22 protein-coding genes are annotated in these 25,879 nt (G+C 33.2%); 18 read left to right on the top strand and 4 right to left on the bottom strand.

All coding sequences use genetic code 11. The annotated features are described in order from the left end of the window. The first annotated feature begins 35 nt into the window (after nt 1-35). The gene (locus FG390_RS03350; protein WP_181406355.1) at nt 36-1,469 is read left to right on the top strand and encodes an amidohydrolase family protein; all 1,434 of its coding nucleotides are present in this window, start codon (nt 36-38) and stop codon (nt 1,467-1,469) included. A 1,442-nt stretch (nt 1,470-2,911) separates the two neighbouring features. Here FG390_RS03350 and FG390_RS03345 read toward each other — a convergent pair. Next, entirely contained in the window at nt 2,912-3,097 is a 186-nt protein-coding gene (locus FG390_RS03345; protein WP_246092843.1) for a hypothetical protein, read from the bottom strand. Nucleotides 3,098-3,210: 113 nt separating this feature from the next. Here FG390_RS03345 and FG390_RS03340 point away from each other — a divergent pair, with 113 nt between their 5' ends. After that, nucleotides 3,211-3,555, top strand: coding sequence for a YolD-like family protein (locus FG390_RS03340; RefSeq protein ID WP_181406354.1), 345 nt, complete (start codon nt 3,211-3,213; stop codon nt 3,553-3,555). A gap of 973 nt (nt 3,556-4,528) precedes the next feature. Here FG390_RS03340 and FG390_RS03335 read toward each other — a convergent pair. From FG390_RS03335 to FG390_RS03325, 3 genes are all read right to left on the bottom strand, one after another. After that, nucleotides 4,529-4,783 carry a hypothetical protein gene (locus FG390_RS03335; protein WP_141189621.1) on the bottom strand — a complete coding sequence of 85 codons (255 nt, stop codon included), beginning with the start codon at nt 4,781-4,783 and terminating at the stop codon, nt 4,529-4,531. Between the two features lie 157 nt (nt 4,784-4,940). Further along, nucleotides 4,941-6,416, bottom strand: a complete 1,476-nt coding sequence (locus FG390_RS03330; protein WP_141189620.1) for an alpha/beta fold hydrolase — start codon at nt 6,414-6,416, stop codon at nt 4,941-4,943. 322 nt (nt 6,417-6,738) lie between these two features. Beyond that, entirely contained in the window at nt 6,739-8,298 is a 1,560-nt protein-coding gene (locus tag FG390_RS03325; RefSeq protein ID WP_141189619.1) for an alpha/beta hydrolase, read from the bottom strand. Between the two features lie 630 nt (nt 8,299-8,928). Here FG390_RS03325 and FG390_RS03320 point away from each other — a divergent pair. From FG390_RS03320 to FG390_RS03245, 16 genes are all read left to right on the top strand, one after another. Then, the gene (locus tag FG390_RS03320; protein ID WP_141189618.1) at nt 8,929-9,195 is read left to right on the top strand and encodes a hypothetical protein; all 267 of its coding nucleotides are present in this window, start codon (nt 8,929-8,931) and stop codon (nt 9,193-9,195) included. Between the two features lie 430 nt (nt 9,196-9,625). Then, nucleotides 9,626-9,871 carry a hypothetical protein gene (locus FG390_RS03315; RefSeq protein WP_141189617.1) on the top strand — a complete coding sequence of 82 codons (246 nt, stop codon included), beginning with the start codon at nt 9,626-9,628 and terminating at the stop codon, nt 9,869-9,871. Nucleotides 9,872-10,161: 290 nt separating this feature from the next. Next, a complete protein-coding gene (locus tag FG390_RS03310) occupies nt 10,162-10,908 on the top strand; it encodes a YveK family protein (protein WP_141189616.1) in 747 nt (248 codons plus the stop codon). A gap of 19 nt (nt 10,909-10,927) precedes the next feature. Beyond that, entirely contained in the window at nt 10,928-11,608 is a 681-nt protein-coding gene (locus FG390_RS03305) for a CpsD/CapB family tyrosine-protein kinase (protein WP_141189907.1), read from the top strand. A gap of 26 nt (nt 11,609-11,634) precedes the next feature. Beyond that, nucleotides 11,635-12,402 carry a tyrosine-protein phosphatase gene (locus tag FG390_RS03300; RefSeq protein ID WP_141189615.1) on the top strand — a complete coding sequence of 256 codons (768 nt, stop codon included), beginning with the start codon at nt 11,635-11,637 and terminating at the stop codon, nt 12,400-12,402. Between the two features lie 27 nt (nt 12,403-12,429). Then, nucleotides 12,430-13,314: a UTP--glucose-1-phosphate uridylyltransferase GalU gene (gene galU / locus FG390_RS03295; RefSeq protein WP_141189614.1), complete on the top strand. Its 885-nt coding sequence runs from the start codon at nt 12,430-12,432 to the stop codon at nt 13,312-13,314. 3 nt (nt 13,315-13,317) lie between these two features. Next, nucleotides 13,318-14,004: a sugar transferase gene (locus FG390_RS03290; protein WP_141189613.1), complete on the top strand. Its 687-nt coding sequence runs from the start codon at nt 13,318-13,320 to the stop codon at nt 14,002-14,004. A 190-nt stretch (nt 14,005-14,194) separates the two neighbouring features. After that, a complete protein-coding gene (locus FG390_RS03285) occupies nt 14,195-15,283 on the top strand; it encodes a glycosyltransferase family 4 protein (RefSeq protein ID WP_141189612.1) in 1,089 nt (362 codons plus the stop codon). A 311-nt stretch (nt 15,284-15,594) separates the two neighbouring features. Continuing rightward, on the top strand, nt 15,595-16,437 hold the full coding sequence (locus FG390_RS03280) for a glycosyltransferase family 2 protein (protein WP_141189611.1): 843 nt from the start codon (nt 15,595-15,597) through the stop codon (nt 16,435-16,437). 10 nt (nt 16,438-16,447) lie between these two features. Beyond that, the gene (locus FG390_RS03275) at nt 16,448-17,752 is read left to right on the top strand and encodes a hypothetical protein (RefSeq protein WP_141189610.1); all 1,305 of its coding nucleotides are present in this window, start codon (nt 16,448-16,450) and stop codon (nt 17,750-17,752) included. Between the two features lie 219 nt (nt 17,753-17,971). Further along, nucleotides 17,972-18,955, top strand: coding sequence for a glycosyltransferase family 2 protein (locus FG390_RS03270; protein WP_141189609.1), 984 nt, complete (start codon nt 17,972-17,974; stop codon nt 18,953-18,955). Between the two features lie 64 nt (nt 18,956-19,019). Further along, nucleotides 19,020-20,099 carry a polysaccharide pyruvyl transferase family protein gene (locus FG390_RS03265; protein ID WP_141189608.1) on the top strand — a complete coding sequence of 360 codons (1,080 nt, stop codon included), beginning with the start codon at nt 19,020-19,022 and terminating at the stop codon, nt 20,097-20,099. 36 nt (nt 20,100-20,135) lie between these two features. After that, nucleotides 20,136-21,662: a polysaccharide biosynthesis protein gene (locus tag FG390_RS15700; protein WP_181406353.1), complete on the top strand. Its 1,527-nt coding sequence runs from the start codon at nt 20,136-20,138 to the stop codon at nt 21,660-21,662. A gap of 56 nt (nt 21,663-21,718) precedes the next feature. Next, on the top strand, nt 21,719-22,999 hold the full coding sequence (locus FG390_RS03255) for a glycosyltransferase family 2 protein (protein WP_141189607.1): 1,281 nt from the start codon (nt 21,719-21,721) through the stop codon (nt 22,997-22,999). A 196-nt stretch (nt 23,000-23,195) separates the two neighbouring features. After that, nucleotides 23,196-24,344, top strand: coding sequence for a glycosyltransferase family 4 protein (locus tag FG390_RS03250; RefSeq protein ID WP_141189606.1), 1,149 nt, complete (start codon nt 23,196-23,198; stop codon nt 24,342-24,344). 27 nt (nt 24,345-24,371) lie between these two features. Then, nucleotides 24,372-25,751 carry a sugar phosphate nucleotidyltransferase gene (locus tag FG390_RS03245; RefSeq protein WP_141189605.1) on the top strand — a complete coding sequence of 460 codons (1,380 nt, stop codon included), beginning with the start codon at nt 24,372-24,374 and terminating at the stop codon, nt 25,749-25,751. The last annotated feature ends 128 nt before the right edge of the window (nt 25,752-25,879 follow it).

Below are 25,879 nucleotides of genomic sequence, written 5' to 3'. Positions count from 1 at the left end.
TTTTACTACAATTCTTTCTTTTTATGGAGGGAAATATGTCTTTATATATAAAGAATGCAACCATTATAACGATGGATCCAAAGTATGGGATCGTACATGGAGGGTTAATCATTAAAAATGGCACCATTCACGCGATCGTAGATGCCGCGCAAAATCAGGAATTAGATCGATCTAACATAGATGAAGAGTATGATGCAGAAGGTTACGTCATCATTCCCGGACTGATCAATAGTCATTATCATTCATATGCAAATCTATTAAAAGGATTCGGAAACGATTTGCCACTAGAAATATGGTCTATATTTACTGTAGCCTATGGACAATCCATAGATGAAGAAGGATCAGCTTTGGCTGTAACTCTTGGGACCATGGAAATGATGAAGAATGGAATTACATGTTGCCTTGATCATTTTCCACACTTATTAAGAACAGAATCTGCCCTTATGGCATATCAACAATCTGGAATGCGCGTTATATTCGCTCCGATGCTTCAAGATATCCCGGACTACCGATTACTACCTGTGTCGTTACCTATTGAAGAATATATAAGATTAGAAAAAACAAAACCAAAATCACCATCAGATATGTTAACCTACTATGAAGATTTGATCCAGCGTTGGCATGGCAAAGATGCGAAAATCCAAATTGCAGTTGGCCCCAATGCCCCTCAACGTTGTTCAGAGGGAATGCTGCAAATAGGAAAACAATTGAGTCAAACCAATCACCTTCATCTACATACTCATTTACTAGAGACAAAGATACAAGCAAATTTAGGAGGAGCCGTCCATTTATTACAAAAGACCGGAATGTTAGACTCACCGATTTCTTTAGCTCATAGTGTATGGCTAAAACCGGAAGAAATGAACTTGATTGAAGGAAAACCAGTGACAATCGTCCATAATCCGGCCAGTAATATGATACTCGGAAGTGGAAAAGCGCCTATTCTTGAGTATTTAAAGAGAGGTATCTCAGTTGCATTAGGAACGGATGCTTCCAATTGTGGAACGGAACATAATTTATTTGAAACCATGCGACTCGCTTTAATGCTCCAAAGATCAGGTGAAACAGATTATAGAAAATGGCTGCATCATGAAGATGTCTTTCGCATGGCAACAATCGGTGGAGCTAAAGCAGTCGGAATGGAACGAAAAATTGGTATCCTTTCACCTGGAGCATGTGCCGACCTTGTACTATTGAAAAAGGACTCTATCAGTCTAACGCCATTAAACAATCTATTAAAACAAATTGTTTACTATGGGAACGGCAGAGACGTGGAATCTGTCATGATAAACGGCCAATGGACAATAAAAAACGGTAAGTTTGTCACCCTAAACGAAAAACAAATCATCCAAAAAGCGAAAATGTATCGTGAAAAAATGAAAAAAGGAGCTTTCCAAGCTGTACAACAAGCCCGGCAGCAACAACCTTATTTTGAAAGGATGTATCGGGAATTCTTTAATTTGGAATAGAAATAATAACTTGGAAGGTATCTGTTATTTAATAGAAGAAATGCCGTCAAAATTATTAATCATGTTCACAAGAATGGACCTACATCCGGATCATATCCCATTAAAAATACTCATACAGCCCGTTTTATTATCTTGCTTCCAAGTATATTCTCTTTCTTAAATATACGTTGGGCCTTTTTTGAGTAACAATAGGCTTTTATATATGAGATAATCCGCCATAGACTTAAATTCATTCATCTAGTAGAGCGTGTTCAAAAAGGTGACAAATTAGAAGCAAGAAGATCAAGGCGGCGCTGTTTTGAGGACCGGAATGTAGGTTTTTGCTACATGAGGACCGGAAAAACTAGCCAACGCCGAGATTCGTAGCTTATCATTTGGTGACTTTTTGAACAACCTCTAGTAGAATAGTAATTGCGAGTTAAGTTTATGGTGGTGGCTAGCCTTCTTTATTATTAAAGGGGTGATGCCTATGAGAATCATTCCTGGAAAGGAACGACATGACGGTTTATGAAGCCTTGATGGTTGCTATTTCATTAGCAACTCTCATGGTTCTTATAACCAATCAAAACAACAAAAAATAACCACTATAAGCTTGGCCGAGCTTTGTAGTGGTTATTTCTACTTATAACTTCAACTTTGTTCTGCCACCATCTTAAATGGTAACTTGCACTGGGGCTATGGGGTTAACATAGCCCCTTTTCTACTTTGATTGTAACAGAAATCAGATATTACAGCAAGATTTCTCAATTGGGATGTATTACCCAACATATTGTATTATATCCTTATTTTTAAGAAATATGTCACTTTCAAAAGTCTTTAATTATCGACTAAACTATTCGAACCTAACAATACAACTTTAATTTCAGGATTAAATTGTTTATTATGGGAACGGCAGAGACGTGGAATCTGTCATGATAAACGGTCAAAGGACAATAAAAAACGGTAAGTTTGTCACCCTAAACGAAAAACAAATTATCCAAAAAGCGAAAATATATCGTGAAAAAATGAAAAAAGGAGCTTACCAAGCTGTACAACAAGCCCGGCAGCAACAACCTTATTTTGAAAGGATGTATCGGGAATTCTTTAAGAGGTTGTTCAAAAAGTCACCAAAATAAGCTACGAATCTCGGCGCCCGCTTGATTTTCCGGTCCTCATGTAGCGGACAAGAGGATCTTCAACTAAAATCGCTCACGTCCTGTGGCTGGCGCCTGAAGCTACCACATCATGTGGAATGCCGGTCCTCAAAACTGCGCCGCCTTGATCTTCTTGCTTCTAATTTGTCACCTTTTTGAACAAGCGCTTTAATTTAGAATAAATGAATGGTCGAAATATATGTGGATTTAATTGAGGAAATACCGCTCAAATTTATTAATCATATTCTCAAGAATGAATCTGAGTCAGGATCATATCCCCATTTTAAAATTAGGCAGTAAACATTTATTTTATACAACGCGCTTAATGATTTTACTCCCAAGTATATTCTCTTTCTTAAATATACGTTGGGCCTTTTTTGTGTAACAATAGGCCTTTATATACGAATCAGACACCGCAATCACTCTTATGGTGCGTTGACTGATGTTATTTTTTTTATCTAAATAAATAAGTTGAATAATATCACCTTTACGCATATCCATCCCTCGCTTATTTATACTATATTATACCGAACATATGTACTAATTTCCAGTATAAATCGAACATATATTCTAGTATAATATATGGTAAATGAGAGGAGTTGATGACTATGAAACCGAACAAATTAACAAAAGGAAGTAATATCAGGTGGGAATCTATGCGAATGATGCTGCCGGAACATGTTCAGGCACTATTGAGGTACAAAGAAGAGCAAATGAAGATTGTCAAACCCATCTTAGATGATCAAGAACTCCAAGAAATCGGAAGAACGTTAAATGAAGCATTACATCAACATCATCAAATTAGAGTTAAATATTATAAAGATGGATTCATTGAATCACTCGAGGGGTACGTCACGAATTTTGATCATGTAATGAAGCGGATCAAAATTGAGAAGGATCCGGAAATTTGGTGGTTAAAAATTGAAGACGTAACAGGGATTGAACCTCTGTAATCCGTTTTGAACTCTGTCTCTTGGCAGAGTTTCTTTATTTATAAATGAAAGATGCTTCAAGGTACCTCAATTCCACGCTAAAGTACCGTAATCCTAAGTCGAAGTTCCTCAATTCTGTGGCAGAGTCCCGCAATTAATCCAGAAGTAGCTCAATTCCATGGCGGAGTCCCGCAATTAATCCAGAAGTAGCTCAATTCAGTGTTGAAGTCCCACAATTAATCCAGAAGTAGCTCAATTCCGCGGAGTCCCGCAATTAATTCAGAAGTAGCTCAATACCATGGCGGAGTCCCGCAATTAATTCAGAAGTAGCTCAATACCATGGCGGAGTCCCGCAATTAATCCAGAAGTAGCTCAATTCCATGGTGGAGTCCCGCAATTAATCCAGAAGTAGCTCAATTCCGCGGAGTCCCGCAATTAATCCAGAAGTAGCTCAATTCCGCGGAGAAGTCCCGCAATTAATTTAAAAGTAGCTCAATACCATGACGGAGTCCCGCAATTAATCCAGAAGTAGCTCAATTCCATGGCGGAGTCCCGCAATTAATTCAGAAGTAGCTCAATTCCGCGGAGTCCCGCAATTAATCCAGAAGTAGCTCAATTCCGCGGAGTCCCGCAATTAATCCAGAAGTAGCTCAATTCCGTGTTAAAGTCCCGCAATTAATCCAGAAGTAGCTCAATTCAGTGTTGAAGTCCCGCAATTAATTTAAAAGTAGCTCAATTCAGTGTTGAAGTCCCGCAATTAATTCAGAAGTAGCTCAATTCCATGGCGGAGTCCCGCAATTAATTCAGAAGTAGCTCAATACCATGGCGGAGTCCCGCAATTAATCCAGAAGTAGCTCAATTCCATGGCGGAGTCCCGCAATTAATCCAGAAGTAGCTCAATTCAGTGTTGAAGTCCCGCAATTAATCCAGAAGTAGCTCAATTCCGCGGAGAAGTCCCGCAATTAATTTAAAAGCAGCTCAATTTCGCGGTGAACTACCGCAATCCGCAAGCGAAGCAGTGCAATCCGCAAGCGAAGTAGTGCAATCCCACCCCAAGTGGTGCAATCCGCAAGCGAAGCAGTGCAATCCCGCCCCCAAGTGGTGCAATTCCGCACCCAAGTGATGCAATCCGCAAACGAAGAGGTACAATCCCGCTCCCAAATGGTGCAATCCGGATGCGAAGTGATGCAATCCACCCCACAAGCGATGCAATCCAACCACCGAAGTAGCAACAATCCCGCCGTCTCAAAATCCTTCCTTGACGAATTCAATCCCACCCCCGACACACAATCCCCGAACCCGCTCACTCCCATCCTAACGCAAGTCCCCCACCGTAAAATACCGTCTTGCCCGAATTCAATCTCCGCCCTCAAATAAAATCCCCGACCCCCTTCAATCCCTGCGCTCTACCCAACCACTTTTTTCTTTTTTTCGATATTCTTAAGTTCCTCCTGACAATATCCCGGATAGGGCTCAGCTAGTTTGTATTGCTGCAACAACTGAGTGAGTTCTACTGTCAAGTTTCGTTGTTTGAGTTCGTCAACGAGGAGGAGGAACATGTCGTGTAGTTGGTCTTCGATGTGATCATGAATGCGAGTGGCCCATTCGCCGCGAATATCCTGGCCAAATTTGCGATTGACGTCAAAGTGAATGAAGTACATGTACGGATAGTAACGTCTCATGACGCCAAATTTTGGGTCAAAGAGGTGGTCAAGGGCTTGTTGGTAATTGAGTAAATCACATTCAATATGAGCTTTTAGTGTAATTTGATCTCGTGTGATGATAAGGGCGTCATGCAATGCGAGATCAGGATGCTGCCGGAAGATGTTTTTTAAATGATTGAGTGTGACGCGCAAATGGTTTTTGGCTTTTTGGTAGTCCAGGTTGCTGAAGAATTCGTCGACGCATTTGTCTCGTGTGACGGAGCCTTTGTTCATAATCAGAAATAAGAGAAAGTCTCTTGCATGCCGTCTGAGCCAATGCCCTTCAACAAGTTGGTTGTTCCATGTTACTCGGTAGTCTTTCATGACTTCCATCCGCAGGGAGCCGAGAGATATCACAGCGCCCTTGATTGTTTTTATTTTTCGGGCGGGCACTTTCGTTGTGATATCGTCTAAAAATTGATCAACGAACGAGGCGACGACGTCTGGGCGATCAAGGGCGACTTCGCTTGAGCTATTAGCGATCATCAAAGCTCTGGCTTTTTTAAAATGGCTGGCATATAAAATAGCCATTTTGGCAGGGAAAATGGGATCGTATTCACCGTGTAAAATAAGAACGGGTTGGGTGACGGATGTTATATCCGTTAATCGTGTTTCCTCTTTGATCAGTAGCGTCGTCGATTGGATGAGAATGTTCAATGGGATTTTGAGCATCGCTTGTAAGACGATATTTAATTTTTCTTCGTCAATAGGGTAAATCATCTGCTTAGCTAATTCATAACAATAATCATAGGCACCCGTGACGCCGGTCTGTTCCATATGTTCACCGTGCAATAAACCGGATGGGAATCGAAAGGGGGTGGAAAGCAGCGTGATCGATTGGACGTCATCTTGAAAGGTCGTCGCAAAGTTTAACGCTAAGTTCCCTCCGAAACTGCAACCGATTAAATGTACATCAGCTAAGGAAAGATGGCTTAAAAGCGACCTAAATTCCAAGTGTAGTTGTTTAAGATTCAGTGGACGAGAGGAAGAGCCGGTTTTCCCATGTCCATAAAAATCATACACAAGAACATTGTATTTAGTTATAAAATAGGGCAAAAGTCGCTTCCAAGATGTAGAATCATGACCTAAATTCTGGATTAGGACGACAGTCGGCAGACACGTATGGCGTTCAAAGTACTCATAATATAACTTATAATCATTCATTTGAATATAAGACATTGTACGAATCCCCCTTAGTTATTAGTATCATACAATGTAATAAGTCCTAATAAAATAAAAATCATTCCAAAAATATCGACAACAATCGATTAGATAAGGAGCAAGATACGACATTTCAAACATTTTTAACAAAAATCGCCGTTACAAATGACCTATGATAGGTCTAAAGACTTATGTAGGGTTAAAACAACAGGGGTTCCCAATCGCATTCCAGGCCACTCTTAAGTGTAAAAAAAATCCCTAACACATAGGTGTTAGGGTTCCTTATCGTAAAACAAAGGAAATAATATGAGAGGAGATAGGGTAATTAAACTTTCAGAGATTACATTCCCTCTATTTCCGAATAATAAACACTCTTTTTATCGATTTTTGGATGTAATGTATTCAAAGCTTGTAACTTTTCTTTACAGAAGCCTTCATACGGTTCGATCGGTTCGCATTTCCGCAAGAGCCGTTTCATTTCATAGATATAGTGTCGTTTCTTTAATTCCTCATAGATATTCAGCATCGCTTTTGTGAGACGTTGATCCACTTTGTCACTGAGATTCACGAACCATTCTACTCGGAACATGGAGACAAGGTTAAAAGAACCGGCATTCAATATGTCGATGAATTTCACGTATCGCTTCATGAGTGACTCATTTGGATTGAACAGGCTGTCGAGCTGTTTGACGTAATCCACAAGATCACACTCGACTGGCACGAGAAGCTGAACGCCTTCTCGTGTTATGGAAAGAGCTTCGTTCAGTCGCTCGTCTTCTTGCTGTTTGAACAGAGAATGCAGATGGCTCAGCTGAACGCGCAAGGCATTTCGCGCTTTTTCCATCGATTGATGTGGAAAGAACATAGTGATAATCGTCTCGCGCGTGGCCACTCCATCATGGAAAGCAAGAAAGACTAAGAGCTCCTTCGCATTCCGGCGATTCCACGTCCCCTCCACAGGGGTGCCCTCCCAGTAAACTTGAAAGGAGCCTTGTGCGTGAATCTGAAGGATCGGCTTCTCTGAATTCATGGCCTGAGTACTCCAACTCATCGGTCCCACCAATGAGACATCTTCAAGACATTTTGTAAAAAAATCTTCGCTATAAAAAGGGACCGTCTTCTGTTTAACCTTCTCATCCTCCAAAAAGTTTAGGAGAAACTGACTCACAATTTCAGGACGATCTAGCGCAACAAGGGTCGAGCTGTTGGCAACAATGAGGGCCCTGGCGTTTCGCAAATCATTCGCATAAAGAATCGCATGATGTGCGGGATATAAAGGATCATACTCCCCGTGTAAAATGAGTACCGGACAGTCGATGGAAGAGAGATCCGGTTTCATCAGTTGTTGATTGAGTGGGTAGTTAAAACCTCGCTCATTGAGGGAGGACAAAGCTTTTTCCACGATCTTACGTTTCTCGCTTGTACAGGGATAAATGAATTTCCCCGCCAGCTGCCGTGCGTACTCCTTTTGAGTTAAGGTCTTATGAAGGTCCTGCTCTTCTTGTAAGAACAGATTCGGAATAGAAAAGGGAGTGGACAACAAGGTAAGCGATTTCACGATATGGTTAAAAATAGGGTAAAAGCCTAATGCCACATTGCCGCCCGTGATGCTGCCAATCAGATGAACCTTCGTCAGCTTAAGATGATTTATCAAGGCACGGAATTCATGGCAGAGATCTTGGAAAAAACAGGCTATTTCCTTTGTGGTGACGACCGAGCGGCCATGTCCTTTGATATCATAGATCAGCGTATTATAGTTTTGCCCAAGTAGAGGCAGGAGAGATTGCCAAATTGACGAGTCAAAACTTAAACCGTGAATGAAGACAAGTGTAGGTCTGCTAGATTCATAGTCATGGTAAGAGTAGTACAGATCATAATCTTTCATTTTAAGATAGGGCATGGTTTTATCCTCATTTCTTCGTATAAAATATCATTTGAACACGCTAGCTTACCTTGTCTAGTGTCCTTACTTATTTATGCTCCGTACTCAAAACTTATTAACGGTTTGACTTTAGAGCAAAACAGTTTTAAATACTACCCCTAACGAACAATCTATTCTAAATATGATCATACATTGAATATGCTCTATGCCTGAAATTGTATGGTCCCACATAGTCATACTTCTCTTGCACTATAACCATCAGAATTAACACAAAAAAGGTGTTCTGTCTTTTCTACTAATGTCATACGATTAAATATTAATCTGTAAATTATTAGGACGATATGAATGAAGCTTAAGACCCGTACATACATAAACTCAAAACCACGACCAACGACCGACTAATAAATTTAAAAAGATTTACAATACTAGCGTTTTATCGCAATGGTGTAATGATAGTGTAACGGTCGGTGTGTTATCATTACGTAAATTGTTGAAACTTAATAGAAAATGTGTGAGATATGTCATATCTAATGGTTTGCTTAAATAGCATCCGAAGATTTTGATTATTATGACATCATTTTAGTCTATTCTTTCCATTTTGTAAAATTTTATCACTAATCGAGTCCGTTGTTTTTGGGAGGTGTAAGCATGTCACGATCATCGCCACCGGCGCAGTTTCTATTTTTCTTAAAAAGAGAAAGAGGCGTGCAGGAGTCACTACCACGTCATTATGTCACGCTGGTCAAAGCGCGTTCGATCGAACAAGCCGTCAAGCGTTTTGAAAAGATGTATAGGGCAACATATAGCGGGCTGTTTAAAGTCAATGCCCGTACATACCATGTCTTTTACTCGAAGCGAAAAGGGGATTGTTTGGAAGAGACGATGTACCAAGTGACATTGTATGAAGATGGATAAAAAATAGCAAAAATTGCCGAAATATCTTCCTAGACTCTCATAATGTGGTAAGTTATAATGGAAAATCAATGGAAAGTAATAGGGCTATTTGAACTGTTTAAATAAAAATAAATAGGAAAAAGAGAAGGGTGATGACTTTGTTAGATCATTCTCGCCCCTGTCTCGTCTTTAAGAACATGGCCTCCCGGTAGTTGCATGTTTAGAGGGAAAAAAGTAACGACATAATTCTAGAAACCTTACGAATCATCTATGAATCTTTGATCTAAGCTCCTTAAAGTTAAACCTGTTAAACGTTTAGCTTTTTGTTTTAACGTTTCATTTCAATAACAAATATTATCAATTTGATAACGACCGACTTACTGGTCCAACAAAAATACGAAAATAAAAAAATAGACAAAGAATGCTATGAGGAGAAAGGGCGGAGCATATCATGACCAAATTTTCATTTTTTATTGAATATGACGGAAGAAAATCACATCTGGCGGAGAATTCGCAGCCAATTGAAACAATCCTTGCAGATGATGTCAAGAAAGCCATTGAACAGTTCGCGAAAAAGAATAAATTGCATGAAGTGGATTACGATGACTTGCAACAAGGTGGTTATCGAGTCTTCTTCAAACAAAGTCGAATGTTTGCAAAAAAAAGGGAACAAATTTACTATATCATTCCAGAATAAACGAGTTTATTCTATTATTTAAGAGACTGATAGACTCCCGGTATATTAATAAAGGTATGGAAAAATCTCTTTAAAATTGTCTAAATTTGTATTATACTTTAATAAGCATTTTTAAGTCTAAAGAGTGGAAGAATAGAAATTATTGTCTACTTCATAACAGCTTAAGACAACAATTCAAGTTGTTAAATTTTATAAATTTAGAACATAGTAGCCTTATTCATCTACAAATATGCTATAATGACAACATTATGAGATCTAATTCTAAATTATTTGACAAAGTGGAGGCGACTATGGAAGAAACGATAAGTTTGAAAGAGATTTTTGCAACGTTGAAGAAACGTCTACTTCTCATTATTACCATTACCCTATTAGCTACAATTATAAGCGCTATTTTTACTTTTTTCTTTATTACACCGCAATATAGTGCATCAACTCAAATACTAGTTAACCAGCAAAGCTCAAAAGATAGTCTATATAATCAGAATGCTGTGCAAACAAACGTACAGCTCGTCAATACGTATAGCGGCATTGTGAAAAGTCCAATTATCCTAAATCAAGTGATAAAGGATTTGAATTTAGATTATTCAGCAGAAGCTCTTCAAAGTATGATTTCTGTCGAAACAGTCCAAAACGCTCAATATTTTAATGTGACGGTCAAAAACACCGATCCAGCAGAGGCTGTTCAAATTGCTAATAAAACGGCTTCCATCTTTAAAACACAAATTAAGAAAATCATGAAAGTGGATAACGTGACCGTTCTCTCGAAAGCCAATTTAGCAAGTAGTGAAAATCCAGTCAGCCCGAATCCAAAAATGAACATGGCGATTGCCTTTGTTGTTGGATTAATGATTTCTGTCGGTCTTGCTTTCTTGCTAGAGTATCTAGATAATACCGTTAAAACGGAAGATGACCTTGAAAAATTATTGGGTCTTCCTGTCCTTGGTACGATTAGTGAAATATCGGCTGATCAACATCACGTGAAGAAAACATCCCATGCGGCACATACACAGGCAAGGGGGGATCACCTTGAAGCGTAAATTAAGCAAAAGAAAAACTATGACAGAAATGAAGCAGCGCAGTCTCGTTTCCTTTAATAACCCAAAATCCCCGATCGCAGAACAATATCGGACGATACGTTCGAATATTGACTTCTCAACGGTGGATCAAGAATTAAAGACGATCATGGTGACCTCATCAAGTCCAGGTGAAGGGAAATCAACAACAACAGCGAACCTTGCCGTTGTGATGGCCCAGCAAGGGAAGAATGTCCTAGTTGTTGATGCGGATTTACGTAAACCAACGGCTCATTATACATTTAGACTCGCTAATACAACAGGACTTACGACGGTCTTAACGAAGAAAGACACCTTAGAAGAAGCCATTCAAAAGACCGAAGTCGATCATTTATTTGTTCTAACGAGTGGCCCAGTCCCACCGAATCCAGCGGAACTATTAAGTTCAGCTGCTATGAATGCGTTTATGAAATATGCTCTCACGTTATTTGATGTGGTTATTTTTGATACACCGCCCGTGCTTGCGGTAACAGACGCACAAGTCATGGCGAATCAATGTGATGGGACCGTTCTTGTTGTTCAAAGCGGTACAACAGAGAAGGAAGCGGCTGTAAGTGCAAAAGAATTACTTGTTAAAGCCCAAGCAAAATTGCTAGGTGTGGTTCTAAACCGTAAGAAGCAAACAAAAGGTAGTCACTACTACTATTATTACGGTAATAGTTAATCGATTGTATAGGGGGAGGTGTAGTTATGATAGATATCCACTGTCATCTTATTCCAGGAGTTGATGATGGACCAGAAAATGAAGAAATGGTTCTTTCAATGGGGAGAGAAGCCATGAAGGAAGGGATTACCCATATCGTAGCGACTCCTCATCACCGTAATCGAGCTTGGGATAATCCTAAAGCTTCTGTTGTAAAAAATGTTGAATTAATTAATCAACTCTTCGCAATAGAAAACATCAACGTCATAGTTTTACCTGGACAAGAGCCGAGAATCTTTGGTGAAATGGCCTTGCCTGAATCAGAGGAAGAACTCGTGACCGTTAACGAAACGGGTTCCTATATATTAGTTGAATTTCCGACACAGAATGTCCCGAGATACGCAGAACAATTATTCTTTGACTTGCAAGTCAAGGGAATCACTCCGATTATCGTTCATCCTGAACGTAATCAAGAAATCTTTGATCATCCAGACATGCTTTATAACCTAGTCAAAAATGGAGCACTATCTCAAATCACCGCAGCAAGTCTTATTGGTAAGAATGGAAAGAAAGTTAAAAAGTTAACAATGCAAATGGTCGAGCATGGATTAACCCATGTCCTTGCCTCAGATTCCCATAATACGACAAATCGACCATTTTATATGAGAGAAGCATTCCATGAGCTTGAACAAAACTTTGGTAGAGACATGGTTTACTTATTTCAGGAAAATGCCGAGCTTATTATCGATGGGAAAATGGTGAACAGGGAAGAGCCTAATAGAATTAGAGAGAAAAAGTTTTTGGGGATATTTTAAATTAAACTCTTGAGGGGAGATTTTGAAGTGAAAAAAGTAAAAAAAGCGATTATTCCTGCTGCTGGACTCGGTACCCGTTTTTTGCCAGCTACAAAAGCCATGCCGAAAGAAATGCTTCCAATTGTCGATAAACCAACCATTCAATATATTGTGGAAGAAGCGGTAGAAGCAGGCATCGAAGATATCATTATTGTTACAGGTAAAGGGAAACGTGCGATCGAAGACCACTTCGACTTTGCCTTCGAACTTGAAGATAATCTTATTAAAAAAGGAAAGTTGGACTTATTAGAAAAAGTACAAAAATCATCTAAGATTGATATCCATTACATAAGACAGAAAGAACCACTTGGTCTTGGTCACGCTGTATGGATTGCACGAAAATTTATTGGGAATGAACCATTTGCGGTATTACTTGGTGATGATATTGTTCAGGCAGAAAAACCATGTATTGGTCAACTTACTGAACAATATGAAAAAACAGGTCGTTCTGTGATCGGAGTACAAGAAGTACCTGAGAATCAAACACATCGTTATGGGATAATTAATCCAACGAGCCAAGATGGTCGATTATATAGTGTTAAACAGTTTGTGGAGAAGCCTGAGAAAGATGCACCTTCTAATTTAGCTATTATGGGACGTTATGTTTTATCACCTGAAATTTTTAATTTTCTTGAGAAAAAAGAGATTGGTGCTGGTGGAGAGATTCAATTGACTGATGCTATTCAGAGATTGAATGATCTTCAAGGTGTTGATGCTTATAATTTTGAAGGTAATCGTTATGATGTTGGGGAGAAGGTTGGATTTGTGCTCACTCAAGTTGAGTTGGCGTTGAAAAATGAGGATATTAAGAATGATGTGCTTGAGGGGATTAATAAGATATTACAAAAAATTAATACTAAGTTAGGGGTGTAATGAATGCCCTTAACAAAATTCAATGAGGAAGTTCCATATAATGGATCAATCAAGCGAAATTCTGCAAGAAATAACCGGATATATTTTGTTTTTAAAAGAATTTTAGATGTATTTGGTGCACTTGTTGGCTTAATTCTAAGCATGCCTTTGTTCTTACTTATTGCATTCTTTTACATGTTCGGAGAACAAAAAGGACCTGTCTTTTTCAAACAATGTAGAATTGGATTGAATGGTAAAGAATTTTATATTTTTAAGTTTCGTTCAATGGTTGTTGATGCAGATAAGAAATTAAAAACAAATAAGCTGCTTTATCAAAAATATATAGCGAATAACTATAAATTAGAACCTAAAGAAGATCCAAGAATTACAAAATTTGGACAGTTCTTAAGGAAAACAAGTTTAGATGAAATACCTCAGTTAATAAATGTTCTAAAAGGAGATATGAGTTTAATAGGGCCAAGACCGGTCGTAGAGGAAGAATTAAAAGAATATGGGAATGAGTTAAATCGTTTTCTTTCTATAAAACCTGGAGTAACAGGTTATTGGCAAGTCTCTGGGCGAAGTTCAGTCGGGTATCCAGAGAGAGTTGATATTGAGTTGTTCTATGTCCAAAATCAAACTTTTAAGTTAGACATTAAGATTTTAATTAAGACAATTTCTATGGTTATATTAAGGCGTGGTGCATATTAGTAATTTGTATATGAGTTTTTTAGGACTATTTTTGTTAAAAATACTACAGATTAGTTATAAAAATTTTTGGAACAAAATAAGTGGAAAATTTATATCATGAAAAGTTTAATATAATTTAATGAAAAAAATAGATATTAAAGAATTTTTTGAATTTAAAAATATAAAATAATATTATTTATAAGAATGGAGAATGGGGTTGAAATTCTATATTAATGGACGTTTTTTAACACAGTCAATTACAGGAGTTCAACGTTTTGCAAGAGAAATTATTCTAGAATTGGACAAATATCTAAATAACACGGATTTAAATATTGAAGTACTTGTTCCTCATAAAAACAATATAAACATTAGATATAATAATATTAAAATTATAAAATGTGGTAAATTAGGTGGTCATCTTTGGGAACAAATAGAACTACCACGCTATTCAAAAGATGGATTGTTATTAAATCTTTGCAATACCGGACCTATATTTAAACGTAAACAATTTATAGTTATACATGATGCAGCTGTTTATACAAATCCTGAAACATATTCAAAAGCATTTGTCTTTATTTACAGAATGATTTACAAAATAATAACAAAATTCTCTCTTAAAATTTTTACTGTTTCTGATTTTTCGAGAAAAGAAATCTCCAAGTATTGCAATATTTCAAGTGAAAATATCAAAATAATTTCAGAAGGAAAAGAACATATACTAAGAATTGAATCATCACGTAGTATCATAGATTCGTATGATTTAGTAACAAATCAATATGTTTTAGCTGTAAGTAGTCTAAATCCGAACAAGAATTTTGAAAGTATATTAAAAGCTATTGAACTTCTTTCTGAGAGTCAAATTAAAGTAGTTATTGCAGGTGGAAAAAATAATAAAGTTTTTAAAGAATTAGGGTATTCGTTTGATGAGAATACTGTAATTCAAGTAGGTTATGTTTCGGATAGTGAATTAAAAGCGTTGTATGAAAATGCTTTGTGTTTTGTATTTCCATCTTTTTATGAGGGGTTTGGATTGCCTCCGTTAGAAGCTATGGCATGTGAATGTCCAGTAATAGTTTCTAAAACTTCATCTTTACCTGAAGTTTGCGGAGAAGCTGCACTTTATATAAATCCCCGAAAACCTACTGAAATTGCTCAGCAGATAAGAAAAATATTATCGGACCATAATTTAAGAAAAAATTTAAGTAGAAATAGTATTAAGCAGTCAGAGAAATTCACATGGGAAAAAGGTTTAAAAACAATAATTAATGAAATTAACAATATGGTAATGGAACAAAAATAATAGTAGTTAAGGTTGGTCTGCTATATAACTAGAACTTAAAAAAACTTTAAAAGAATTTTATAAATTAAATGTTGTTGTAAGTGGTGACATAACAGAGTATTAGTTAGGACTTTTTGCATATATATTCACCCTTATAATACTCGTATAATACCTATTTTACATACAATTATGTTTTAGGTTTGTTTTAGAATTAAAAGATTTAATCAAATTTCATTAAAAATGATGAATTTTTCAAATAGTATTACAAATTATAATTAAAAAGAGGAGAATTGCTTAAAAATTTAATATTGAATTTTCATTGGAGTGATAATATGAAATTTTCTTTAATATTAACAACAATTAATAGAACTGATGAAATTGAAAAATTTATAGAATCATTGTTAATTCAAGAATATTCAAACTATGAGTTAATAATAGTTGATCAAAATGATGATGACAGACTACTTAATATTGTTAATTATTTTAAAAATAAAATCGAATTAAAATATGTGAAATCTTTAAAAGGGCTCTCAATTGGTAGAAATATAGGTATTAAATATGCTAGCGGGGAAATTATAGCGTTTCCAGATGATGATTGTTGGTATGATAATAATCTATTAGAAAAAGTCTATAGATTTTTTTATAATAACCCTAAATATGATGGTTTAACAGGGCTACCAGTTGATGAATTTGGAAGAGCATCAATTGGAAGGTTTGATCAAAGTTCTGGAGATGTAAATCAAAGGAATGTTTGGGCAAGAGGAATATCGTATACTATTTTTGTGAAGATAAATGTTATTAATAAAGTCGGAACTTTTGATGAAAAACTTGGGGTTGGAGCAAATACATTGTGGGGATCAGGAGAGGAAACTGATTTTCTATTAAATGCTCTAAAACTTGGTAAAAAAATATATTATGAACATAAAATAACTGTTCATCATCCGAATCCAACTAAAACATACAATGCAAATGTAATTAAAAAAGCATTTAATTATGGAGCAGGTATGGGTAGAGTTTTAAAAAAACATAATTATTCAATACATTATGTTCTATACATTTTATTAAAACCTTTTATTGGAACGTTACTTTCCTTGTTGATGGGTAAAATTGGTAAATCAAAATATCATTTCAGTGTGTTTAAAGGTAGGTTAATTGGTTGGATGTCAAATGGATAGGGTGATATAAATGGATTTAACTTGTAATTTAACAAAACATAAAAGCATATATCAACAAGTATCTATAAGATATTTTTTAAATATATTTATACCAACAATTTTTTTATTGATCTTAATCATATATGGAGTTTCTTTTAAACTAATTTTATCATGGTATATTTTCTTGATTGTATATTTTGTCATGACAAACTTAACTTCAAAATTAAAAATAGGAATTGTATTCATACTAACATTATATAACACAACAGAAAGCATTTTATATAATTTCGGATATAGACCATTTTGGTGGGCTTCGGAGAAATTAATATACTCTGCAACAGAGGTTAGTTTTTTTTCAATAATTATTATTTTTATTTTATTATTTACAAAATTAGGTTTTAGTTCTAAAGATATTAGTATGATATACGTCAGGATAAGTCAGTTAGAAAAAAAAATTAATAATATATCCAAAGAGCGTAAAGTGCTATTATATGCAATCTTTAGTATCTTAATGATGATAAATTGGATACAACTCTTGAAAGTTGGATTAGGAAATGTAATACACTCTGCAAGAAGGGTCTATTCTGCAGACATATTAATAACTCATAGTTTTTACTATCAATTGTTTTCAATAAGCCTTAGTTTGATAATAATAATTTGTATAATTAATTTATACAAAAAAAAATCTAGCAATTTACTTTTGGTATTGTCTTCTACTTTATTTATTTTTTTCTGGTTACCTTCTATAATTATTGGATCTAGGAAAGAACTTCTTATTGTTATGCTTGGAATTTGGGCAATAAAATTAAAAAGTAGATTTTTTCGATTTCTAATAATAACTTTAATAATTATTTTTTTAAGCATGCCATTATTTTTTGATGGATTTAATTTAATAGATTCATTGCACGAATTTGCATTACCGCAATATATATTATTTGCCTTTATGGAGTATGACATAAAAGGACCATTTAATTATTTTTCAGGCTTATTTTTCATGGTACCAAGTTTATTACGACCTATTCATTTAATAGACATGGGAAGTTGGTTTTTTACTTTAAAAATAACTAATGTTGGTTTAGGCAGTCACCCTTTTGCCGAAGCTTATATGAATTTTGGAGAATTTGGGTTATTTATTTTCCCCATTATATTTATAATTCTAACTAAATTTATAATATTTCTTAGTAAAGTTAATGCTGCTTTTTGGATTTCTGGATTTCCATATTTGATTTTTTTAATTAATAGGAGTGATTTTTGGACTTGTATTTTTTTTGTATTTTATACAGGCTTACTTTTTATTCTTTTTCTAGAATACCCGAAAAAAGAAAAAAGGAATTAATAAGAGGGTATTTACGGTTGTTTATATTTTGATTTTTATAACATCATATAATCATATTAAGAAAGTGGTTAAAATAAAAGATTTTTAGAGTTTGATCTAAAAATATAGGAAAGGTAAATAAGATTATCTAAATAGTGCTTACCACAGTCGGAAGCTATAAAGTAATACTAAAAGCTTTAGGGGTAACCATAAAACAGAATTGAGAAAGGTTTGTGAAAAATGAAAACTCCTTTAGTAAGTGTTATTCTACCAATATACAACGTTGAAGATTATTTGGAGAGATGTATTAATTCAATATTGAATCAGAAATATAAGAATATAGAAATACTTGCAATAAACGATGGTTCCACTGATAAATCTTTAGAAATATTAAGAAAATTTAGTCGTTTAGATTCTCGTGTTAAAATAACAAATAAAAAAAATGGAGGACAAGCTAGTGCAAGAAATTTAGGTATTGAATTAGCTCAAGGAGAATATATTTTGATGGTTGATAGTGATGATTATCTAGAAGAAAATACTATATTGGAATGTATTAAAGAGATAGTGAATACAAGATATGATTTGTTAATATTTGATTTCTATAGAGTTAATAATAAAGGTATAAAAAAGCATATAGTGACTGGCACTAAACTACATACAGCATCTACAGTACCTTGGAACAAATTTTATAGAAAAAGTTTATGGGAAAATTTAAGCTTTCCTGAAGGGTATTGGTATGAAGATTTAGGGATAGTGCCTGTAGTAGTTGCCAATTCTCGTTACATTAAAAAGATTGATAAACCACTTTATAATTATGATATTTCAAGGCAAGATTCTCAAACTAATACCATTAATCCTAAAAGAATAACGGATTTAATAACTATGGTTATAAACGTTTATAACCAGTTGAAACTAAATCAAAAATTACTTATTTACGAAAAGGAGCTTGAAAGTCTATTTATTGAACATATATTATATAATTTAGTCTTGAAATTAATATTTGTAGATGACTTAAATCTAAAAGACCAAATTATTAATAAGGTTAACAAAACTCTTAATTTATATTTTCCTAATTGGAAAAAGAGTGAATTTATTAATAAGAGGGGAATAAATGGCAAGGTAAAATGGTTTATAATAGATAGTTATTTAAATGGAAAATATCAATATGCAAAATACCTTTGGAGATATCCAAAAAACATCAAAAATTTTTTCAATAAAATTTAGTAGAAGAATTAATATTATCACAAAAAATTAAAGTTAATTTGATTATTAATAATGAGGTGTTGTTTTGAAAAAAATTTTTATATCATTTTATTTAAATCAGAATCTTGGTGATGATTTATTTGTTAAAATTCTATGTGAAAAATATCAAAAAACAAAGTTTTATATTTATGGTGATAAAAAAAATAAACATACATTTGATGAATTAAAAAACCTAAAATATATATCATCTAACTTTTTATTAAAATTTATAGATAAAATCTCATTTAAATTTTTATATAAGTCAATTATAAGAACTTTAATAGGCTATTTAGTAGATGCTAATGTGTATATTGGTGGTTCTTTGTTTATGCAAGATGAAAATTGGAAAAAAAAAATTGAAATAGATAGAAAAATGATTATGTCAAATAAGCCGAATTTTTTAATTGGTTGTAATTTTGGCCCTTATGAAACACAATCTTTTTTACAGAGCTATAAGCAAATATTAACGAGATATAATGATGTTTGTTTTAGGGATAATAAATCGTATAAATTGTTTAATGATCTTAATAATATACGAGTAGCTCCAGATGTTGTATTTAATCTTAAGTATCCTCCATCATTTAAACATAATAATAATGTTGGAATATCAATAATTGATCTTAGTAATCGTGGAAAATTAAAAAAATATAAAGAAAAATATCTGAAGAAATTAAAATCGATTTGTGAGTATTATATAGAAAAAGAACATAGCATTACGTTGTTTTCTTTTTGTAAAAATGAAGGTGATGAAAAAGCAATTAAAGAGCTTTTAGAACTATTTGATTTGAATATAAAGAGAAAAATTAATGTTGTATGTTATAGGGATAACCTAGAATACTTGCTTTCAGAATTAAGTAAAATTGATATATTGTTTGCAACAAGATTTCATTCAATGATATTAGGTTTTCTTTTTGGCAAAAAGGTAATTCCAATAATATATAGTGAAAAAATGACGAATGTTCTTAAAGACTTGAACTATTCTGGTAGTTATTGTGAGATAAAGGATTTAGATGATTTTGATATTAATAATATCAATATAGATAATAATATTGCTATATATATGGATAAAATAATTAAAAAGTCCAATGAACAATTTAAAGTTTTAGATGAATTTTTGAAACTTTAAGTTATAAAAATATGATCCTTTGACAAAGGAGAAACTATGAAAGCTAAAAGAAGTATATTAAATCTAATTTTTGGAATTGGAAGCCAATTAATCACTATATTATTAGGTATAATTATTCCCAGATTATTCTTAGTCCATTTTGGCTCTGAAGTTAATGGGTTATTATCATCAATTGGACAGATTGTTATATACTTGTCTCTTTTAGAGGCGGGAGTAGGTGCTGCTTCACTCCAAGCATTATATAAACAAGTAACAAAAGGGGATAAACGAAGCATTAATGAAATATTATCAGCAACTTCATTATATTATAAAAAAACTGGAATATACTATTTCATAAGTGTTATATTAATTTCCATTATTTATCCAATAATTGTTCATAGTAATATTAATAAAATAACAATTGCTACAGTTATTTTACTAACTGGATTGGGAGGTGCATTTAATTATTATTTTCAAGGCACATATAAAATATTTTTAATAGCTGAAGGCAAAAGCTATATCGTCACCATTATTACAACAATAATTAATATTTTAATTAATATTGCCAAGATTATATTAATAATTAAAGGATTTAATATTATTATTATTCAAACCTCATATTTTATATTAACAATTATTCAAATACTATTTTATAAGATATATATAGCTAGAAAATATACGTGGATTAAACTAAATGAAAAACCAAATTTACAAGCTATCTCTCAAAAAAAATCAGTGCTAATACACCAATTATCATTTCTGATTTTTAATAATACAGATGTATTAATACTAACTATCTATACAAATTTAAAAATAGTTAGTGTGTATGTGTTATATAATATGCTATTTACTGTTCTTGATAATTTTATTAATACGATTAATAGTAGTATTACTTTTGCTCTTGGACAAACGTATCATGAAGATTCTAAAAAGTTCCTTAGGTTTCAAGACGCATATGAAGTTTACTTTATGGCGTTTGTTTTTGCATTATTCACTGTTGCGTATATTTTAATTTTACCTTTTATGAGACTTTATACTGCAGGTATAAATGATGTTAATTATATTGACTTTTGGATTCCTATATTATTTGTTTTTCTAAAACTTTTAGTAAATGCTAGAGTATCTTCTAATAACCTAATTAATATAGCTGGCCATTTTAGAAAAACACAATATAGGTCTATATTAGAGTCTTCAATTAATATAGTTCTTTCAATAATTTTCGTTAATTTTATTGGTATTTATGGGGTACTTATCGGTACCATATGTGCATTGTTATATCGCTCAATCGATATGATAATATATTCCAATTTAAAAATATTAAATAGAAAGCCGATCATAACAATTAAAAGATGGATAATAAATTTAATTATTTTCATAACAGTAAACATCATTTTTCACAATATAAATATAAGACTCACTTCATATTTTGAAATTATTACCACAGCAATATTATTAACTATTGTTATTTTACCTTTATATTTGATTTTATGTTCATTATTTGAAAGAGACATATTTGTTTTTTCAAAAAACCTTTTAATAAATTATATTAAAAATTATAAAAAGGAAAAACAAGTTGCTAACTAATTCGTTGAGTTTTTGTTTTTAGTATCAGAGTGTATTTTTTATCTGGAGGTATTAAAATGAATTTAGCTCCATATTTAGAAAATTCCGAGGAGATAATTAGTGAAATTAACACATGCCTTATTAATAATAGAAATAAAAAAAAGATCAAAAAAGAAATGTGTGACCTAAAAAATGAATTAGATAAAAAAGTTAATAAAACTTTATTGAAAAATATTGATTTATTATTTGAACTATTATTTAACTTTGTGGATGGTAATCTTTCAGAAGATGTACTGGATTTTTATTTAAAAAAACAACTTAATGTGACTAAAGAAGTTAGTGAAATTTTAATTAAGAATTTAAATTTAAACAACCAAAAAAGCGAAAGTATACACGACAATATTCAGATGACTTCAAAAGTTAGTGTAATAATTACGACTTATAATAGAAAAAAGTATTTGAATCAAGCTATAAGAAGTATACTTAATCAGAATTATCATAATTTGGAAATTATTGTTATAGATGATAATTCTACAGACGGGACAAAAGAATTAATGATTAAAAGTTATGATGATAATGAAAGAGTTATATATTATAAAAATACTATAAATAAAGGTCCAGGTATTAATAGAAAATTTGCATTTAAAAAATATGCACAGGGTGATTATATTTTATTCTTGGATGATGATGATTATCTGATTGACAAGAAATACTTAAGTAAAGCAATAGAATTTCATACTAAGCATCCAAATATTTCATTTGTTGCAGCTGATGTGTTTTATGAAAATTCAAAAAATAACCAACTTATCGCTTCAAAATTAAACTTAGACGAAATTGTTGATAACTATGATTATTTTATGCACTTTGAGAAGAGTGGTTACCCAAAGCCTGTATCAACATTAACTGCAGTTTTTAAACGCGATTCACTAATTAAAATGAATATATTAGACATGAAGATGGTTAATGATTCATCTATTTATCTTCGTTCATTACTAGTTGGAGATGCTGGATATTTAAATACAATAGTTGGAGTATATAGAATTCACGGTAATAATATAACATTTAACCTTACAAAAGAATTTATTATTGAAAATTTAAATGAAAAAAAAATGATTAAAAAAATTGCTGTTAATAAATTTGGTTACGATGCAAATGATATGGAAAAATGGTTTGATTACAATGCTTATGTAACGATTTCATATTATATAAAAAATTCAGCCAAAAAATACAAAAATATTAAGTTTATGCTAAATTGGTCTTATGAAAATTGTTCAAATATATACAAAATATTAAAAAGAGAATCGAAAATCGTACTTATTAAAAATTTGTTGTTAAAATTTGCTTCATCTAAAAATTAATTTTTTGAAGTAAGGGATGATGTCTACTAAACTATTAAAAAATCTTTATTCTAAATTATTATATAATTTAATCATAGATTATGAAATTTTGATATACGAAAATATTCATAAATTAATTAGTAGTATAAAATGTATGATCTATGAATTAATTAATTATTTCAATAATAGATGCTAATAAAATTCAAGGGGTTATTTTATGCGAATAGCAATAGTAGTAGATTGGTTAGTAACATATGCAGGTGCTGAAAAAGTATTAGAACAAATGTTAAAAGTGTACCCTAATGCCGACTTATATAGTTTAGTAGATTTTATTCCAGAAGGTAAAAGAGATTTTATTCTAAATAAAACAGTAACAACATCCTTTATTCAAAAATTACCTTTCTCCAAGAAAAAATATAGAAGTTACCTTTCACTCATGCCGTTAGCAATTGAACAATTAGATGTCTCTAAATATGACGTTGTTATTTCAAGTTCTCACTGTGTGGCTAAAGGGGTAATTACAGGTCCTGATCAACTTCATATTTCATACATCCACTCACCGATTAGATATGCTTGGGATTTACAACATCAATATTTAAGAGAGTCGGGCTTAGATAAGGGAATCAAGGGATGGATGGCGAAGAGAATATTACACAAAATGAGATTGTGGGATTATCGTACATCGAACGGAGTAGATTACTTTTTGTCAAATTCAGATTATATTGGTAGAAGGATTTGGAAAGTATATCGCAGAGAAAGTGATACAATTTATCCGCCTGTTAGTGTAAAGGATTTTGATTTGCAGATTGAAAAAGAAGATTTTTATGTAACAGCTTCTCGCATGGTTCCCTACAAAAAAATGGATTTGATTGTAGAAGCATTTTCAACAATGCCAGATAAAACTCTCTATGTGATTGGTACTGGTCCTGATTTCAATAAAATTAAAAGTAAAGTCACTTCAAATGTTAAATTATTAGGTTACCAAGAATTTAGTGTATTGAAAGATTACATGCAAAGAGCAAAAGGATTCGTATTTGCTGCTGAAGAGGATTTTGGCATTACACCAGTTGAAGCACAGGCATGTGGTACGCCTGTCATTGCATATGGTAAAGGTGGAGCTCTTGAGACTGTTCGTGGTCTAGATCAAGAACGACCAACAGGTACATTTTTCAAAGAACAAACTGTAGATTCCCTAAAAGCAGCTGTACAAGTATTCGAAGAAAATTATCAACATATTAATCCGAATAATTGTAGAGATAATGCATTAACTTTTTCTGAAGAAAGATTTAGAAATGAATTTAGAGATTACGTAGAAAATAAAGTAAGAGAAAAATGGGGCACTGAAAACTTAATGTTAAATCATTAATTAAATTTAAATTTGGGAGGAGAAACTATGAAATTAGTCTTACTTTCAGGCGGCTCAGGCAAACGCCTCTGGCCACTATCAAATGATGCCCGATCAAAACAATTTCTAAAAGTCCTTGAAAATGATAACCAAGATCTCTGTTCCATGGTTCAACGCGTCTATGGACAATTAGAAAAGGTTTCGTTAGATAAATCAACAGTTATTGCCACAAGTAAAAGCCAAGTGGAAATGCTACATAATCAATTGGGAGATAATGTTCCATTGATTGTAGAACCAACTCGTCGTGATACATTTCCAGCTATTGCACTTGCAGCCACTTACCTCTACTCGGTACAAGGTGCTAGTTTAAATGATGTTGTTGGTGTTCTTCCTGTTGATCCTTATGTTGATGATCACTTCTTTAATCGGATCACTGATTTAGAGAAACTTTTACAGGATACAAATGCTGATCTCGCTCTTATGGGTGTTAAGCCAACTTATCCTTCTTCAAAATACGGTTACATAGTCCCTGATGGAGAACATGAAAGTGAAGATTATGTAAAAGTTAATCGATTTACGGAAAAACCAACGGAAGAACAAGCGAAAGACTTAATTGAAAACTCTGCTTTATGGAATTGTGGCGTTTTCGCATTTAAATTGGATTACATTATTTCAAAACTTGAAGCTCAAGGATTACCAATCCAGTATGATGAGCTATCCAAACAATTTGATAAATTACCTAAAATTAGTTTTGATTATGAAGTGGTAGAGAAAGCTAACAGTATTGTTGCTTTACCTTACGAAGGGTACTGGAAAGATCTTGGGACTTGGAATACTTTGACTGAGGAAATGGCAACCAATCAATTAGGTAAAGGGATCATTAGTGAAGATAGTGAAAATACCCATTTGATTAATGAGCTTGATATCCCTGTAACGGTTTTAGGTGTATCAAATGCTGTTATCGCTGTCAGTCCAGACGGTATCTTAGTAGCAAACAAAGAACAAAGTCCTAGAATAAAAGAGGTAATGAACGGATTTGAACAGCGTCCAATGTATGAAGAAAGACTATGGGGTTCATATAAAGTCCTTGACTATACACGATATGAAGAAAATGAGCAAGAGGTTCTTACCAAAAGAGTAAAGGTTAAGAACGGTAAACATATTAGCTATCAGTATCATGAATTACGTCAAGAAGTATGGACAATTGTCAATGGTGAAGGGTTGTTTGCTATTGATGGTGTAATAAAGCCAATTAAAGTCGGAGATGTTCTATCAATTCCAGAGGGCGTGGCACATGCAATAAAAGCGACCACTGATCTTGAATTGATTGAGGTACAAACAGGTAGCCAACTTGTGGAAGCGGATATCAATCGAATCTATATGACTTGGGAAGAAGTTGAATTAAATAGTCAATTTGTGCAAGGATAAGTTTTAAAGTAAAAGTTTATTTGATCTAACCTTTTTTGTCAAAGTGATTATTTTTACCTTTTCAATAAGAGATTAATTTTATAAGTAGAACATTCAACTCTCACATAGGTATTCATACTTTGTGAGAG

The organism is Terrilactibacillus laevilacticus (genome assembly GCF_006517395.1).
In the GTDB taxonomy this organism is placed as follows: domain Bacteria; phylum Bacillota; class Bacilli; order Bacillales; family Sporolactobacillaceae; genus Terrilactibacillus; species Terrilactibacillus laevilacticus.
This window is presented reverse-complemented; position numbering and strand designations above follow the sequence as displayed.

What these genes read in the sequence shown, in the direction of transcription:
- FG390_RS03285 (WP_141189612.1), top strand. Translation starts at nt 14,195, where the DNA reads ATGGGGTTGAAATTCTATATTAATGGACGTTTTTTAACACAGTCAATT.
- FG390_RS03350 (WP_181406355.1), top strand. Translation starts at nt 36, where the DNA reads ATGTCTTTATATATAAAGAATGCAACCATTATAACGATGGATCCAAAG.
- FG390_RS15700 (WP_181406353.1), top strand. Translation starts at nt 20,136, where the DNA reads ATGAAAGCTAAAAGAAGTATATTAAATCTAATTTTTGGAATTGGAAGC.
- FG390_RS03305 (WP_141189907.1), top strand. Translation starts at nt 10,928, where the DNA reads ATGACAGAAATGAAGCAGCGCAGTCTCGTTTCCTTTAATAACCCAAAA.
- FG390_RS03245 (WP_141189605.1), top strand. Translation starts at nt 24,372, where the DNA reads ATGAAATTAGTCTTACTTTCAGGCGGCTCAGGCAAACGCCTCTGGCCA.
- FG390_RS03320 (WP_141189618.1), top strand. Translation starts at nt 8,929, where the DNA reads ATGTCACGATCATCGCCACCGGCGCAGTTTCTATTTTTCTTAAAAAGA.
- FG390_RS03255 (WP_141189607.1), top strand. Translation starts at nt 21,719, where the DNA reads ATGAATTTAGCTCCATATTTAGAAAATTCCGAGGAGATAATTAGTGAA.
- FG390_RS03345 (WP_246092843.1), bottom strand. Translation starts at nt 3,097, where the DNA reads ATGCGTAAAGGTGATATTATTCAACTTATTTATTTAGATAAAAAAAAT.
- FG390_RS03290 (WP_141189613.1), top strand. Translation starts at nt 13,318, where the DNA reads ATGCCCTTAACAAAATTCAATGAGGAAGTTCCATATAATGGATCAATC.
- FG390_RS03280 (WP_141189611.1), top strand. Translation starts at nt 15,595, where the DNA reads ATGAAATTTTCTTTAATATTAACAACAATTAATAGAACTGATGAAATT.
- FG390_RS03315 (WP_141189617.1), top strand. Translation starts at nt 9,626, where the DNA reads ATGACCAAATTTTCATTTTTTATTGAATATGACGGAAGAAAATCACAT.
- FG390_RS03330 (WP_141189620.1), bottom strand. Translation starts at nt 6,416, where the DNA reads ATGTCTTATATTCAAATGAATGATTATAAGTTATATTATGAGTACTTT.
- FG390_RS03275 (WP_141189610.1), top strand. Translation starts at nt 16,448, where the DNA reads ATGGATTTAACTTGTAATTTAACAAAACATAAAAGCATATATCAACAA.
- FG390_RS03340 (WP_181406354.1), top strand. Translation starts at nt 3,211, where the DNA reads ATGAAACCGAACAAATTAACAAAAGGAAGTAATATCAGGTGGGAATCT.
- FG390_RS03270 (WP_141189609.1), top strand. Translation starts at nt 17,972, where the DNA reads ATGAAAACTCCTTTAGTAAGTGTTATTCTACCAATATACAACGTTGAA.
- FG390_RS03250 (WP_141189606.1), top strand. Translation starts at nt 23,196, where the DNA reads ATGCGAATAGCAATAGTAGTAGATTGGTTAGTAACATATGCAGGTGCT.
- FG390_RS03300 (WP_141189615.1), top strand. Translation starts at nt 11,635, where the DNA reads ATGATAGATATCCACTGTCATCTTATTCCAGGAGTTGATGATGGACCA.
- FG390_RS03325 (WP_141189619.1), bottom strand. Translation starts at nt 8,298, where the DNA reads ATGCCCTATCTTAAAATGAAAGATTATGATCTGTACTACTCTTACCAT.
- FG390_RS03310 (WP_141189616.1), top strand. Translation starts at nt 10,162, where the DNA reads ATGGAAGAAACGATAAGTTTGAAAGAGATTTTTGCAACGTTGAAGAAA.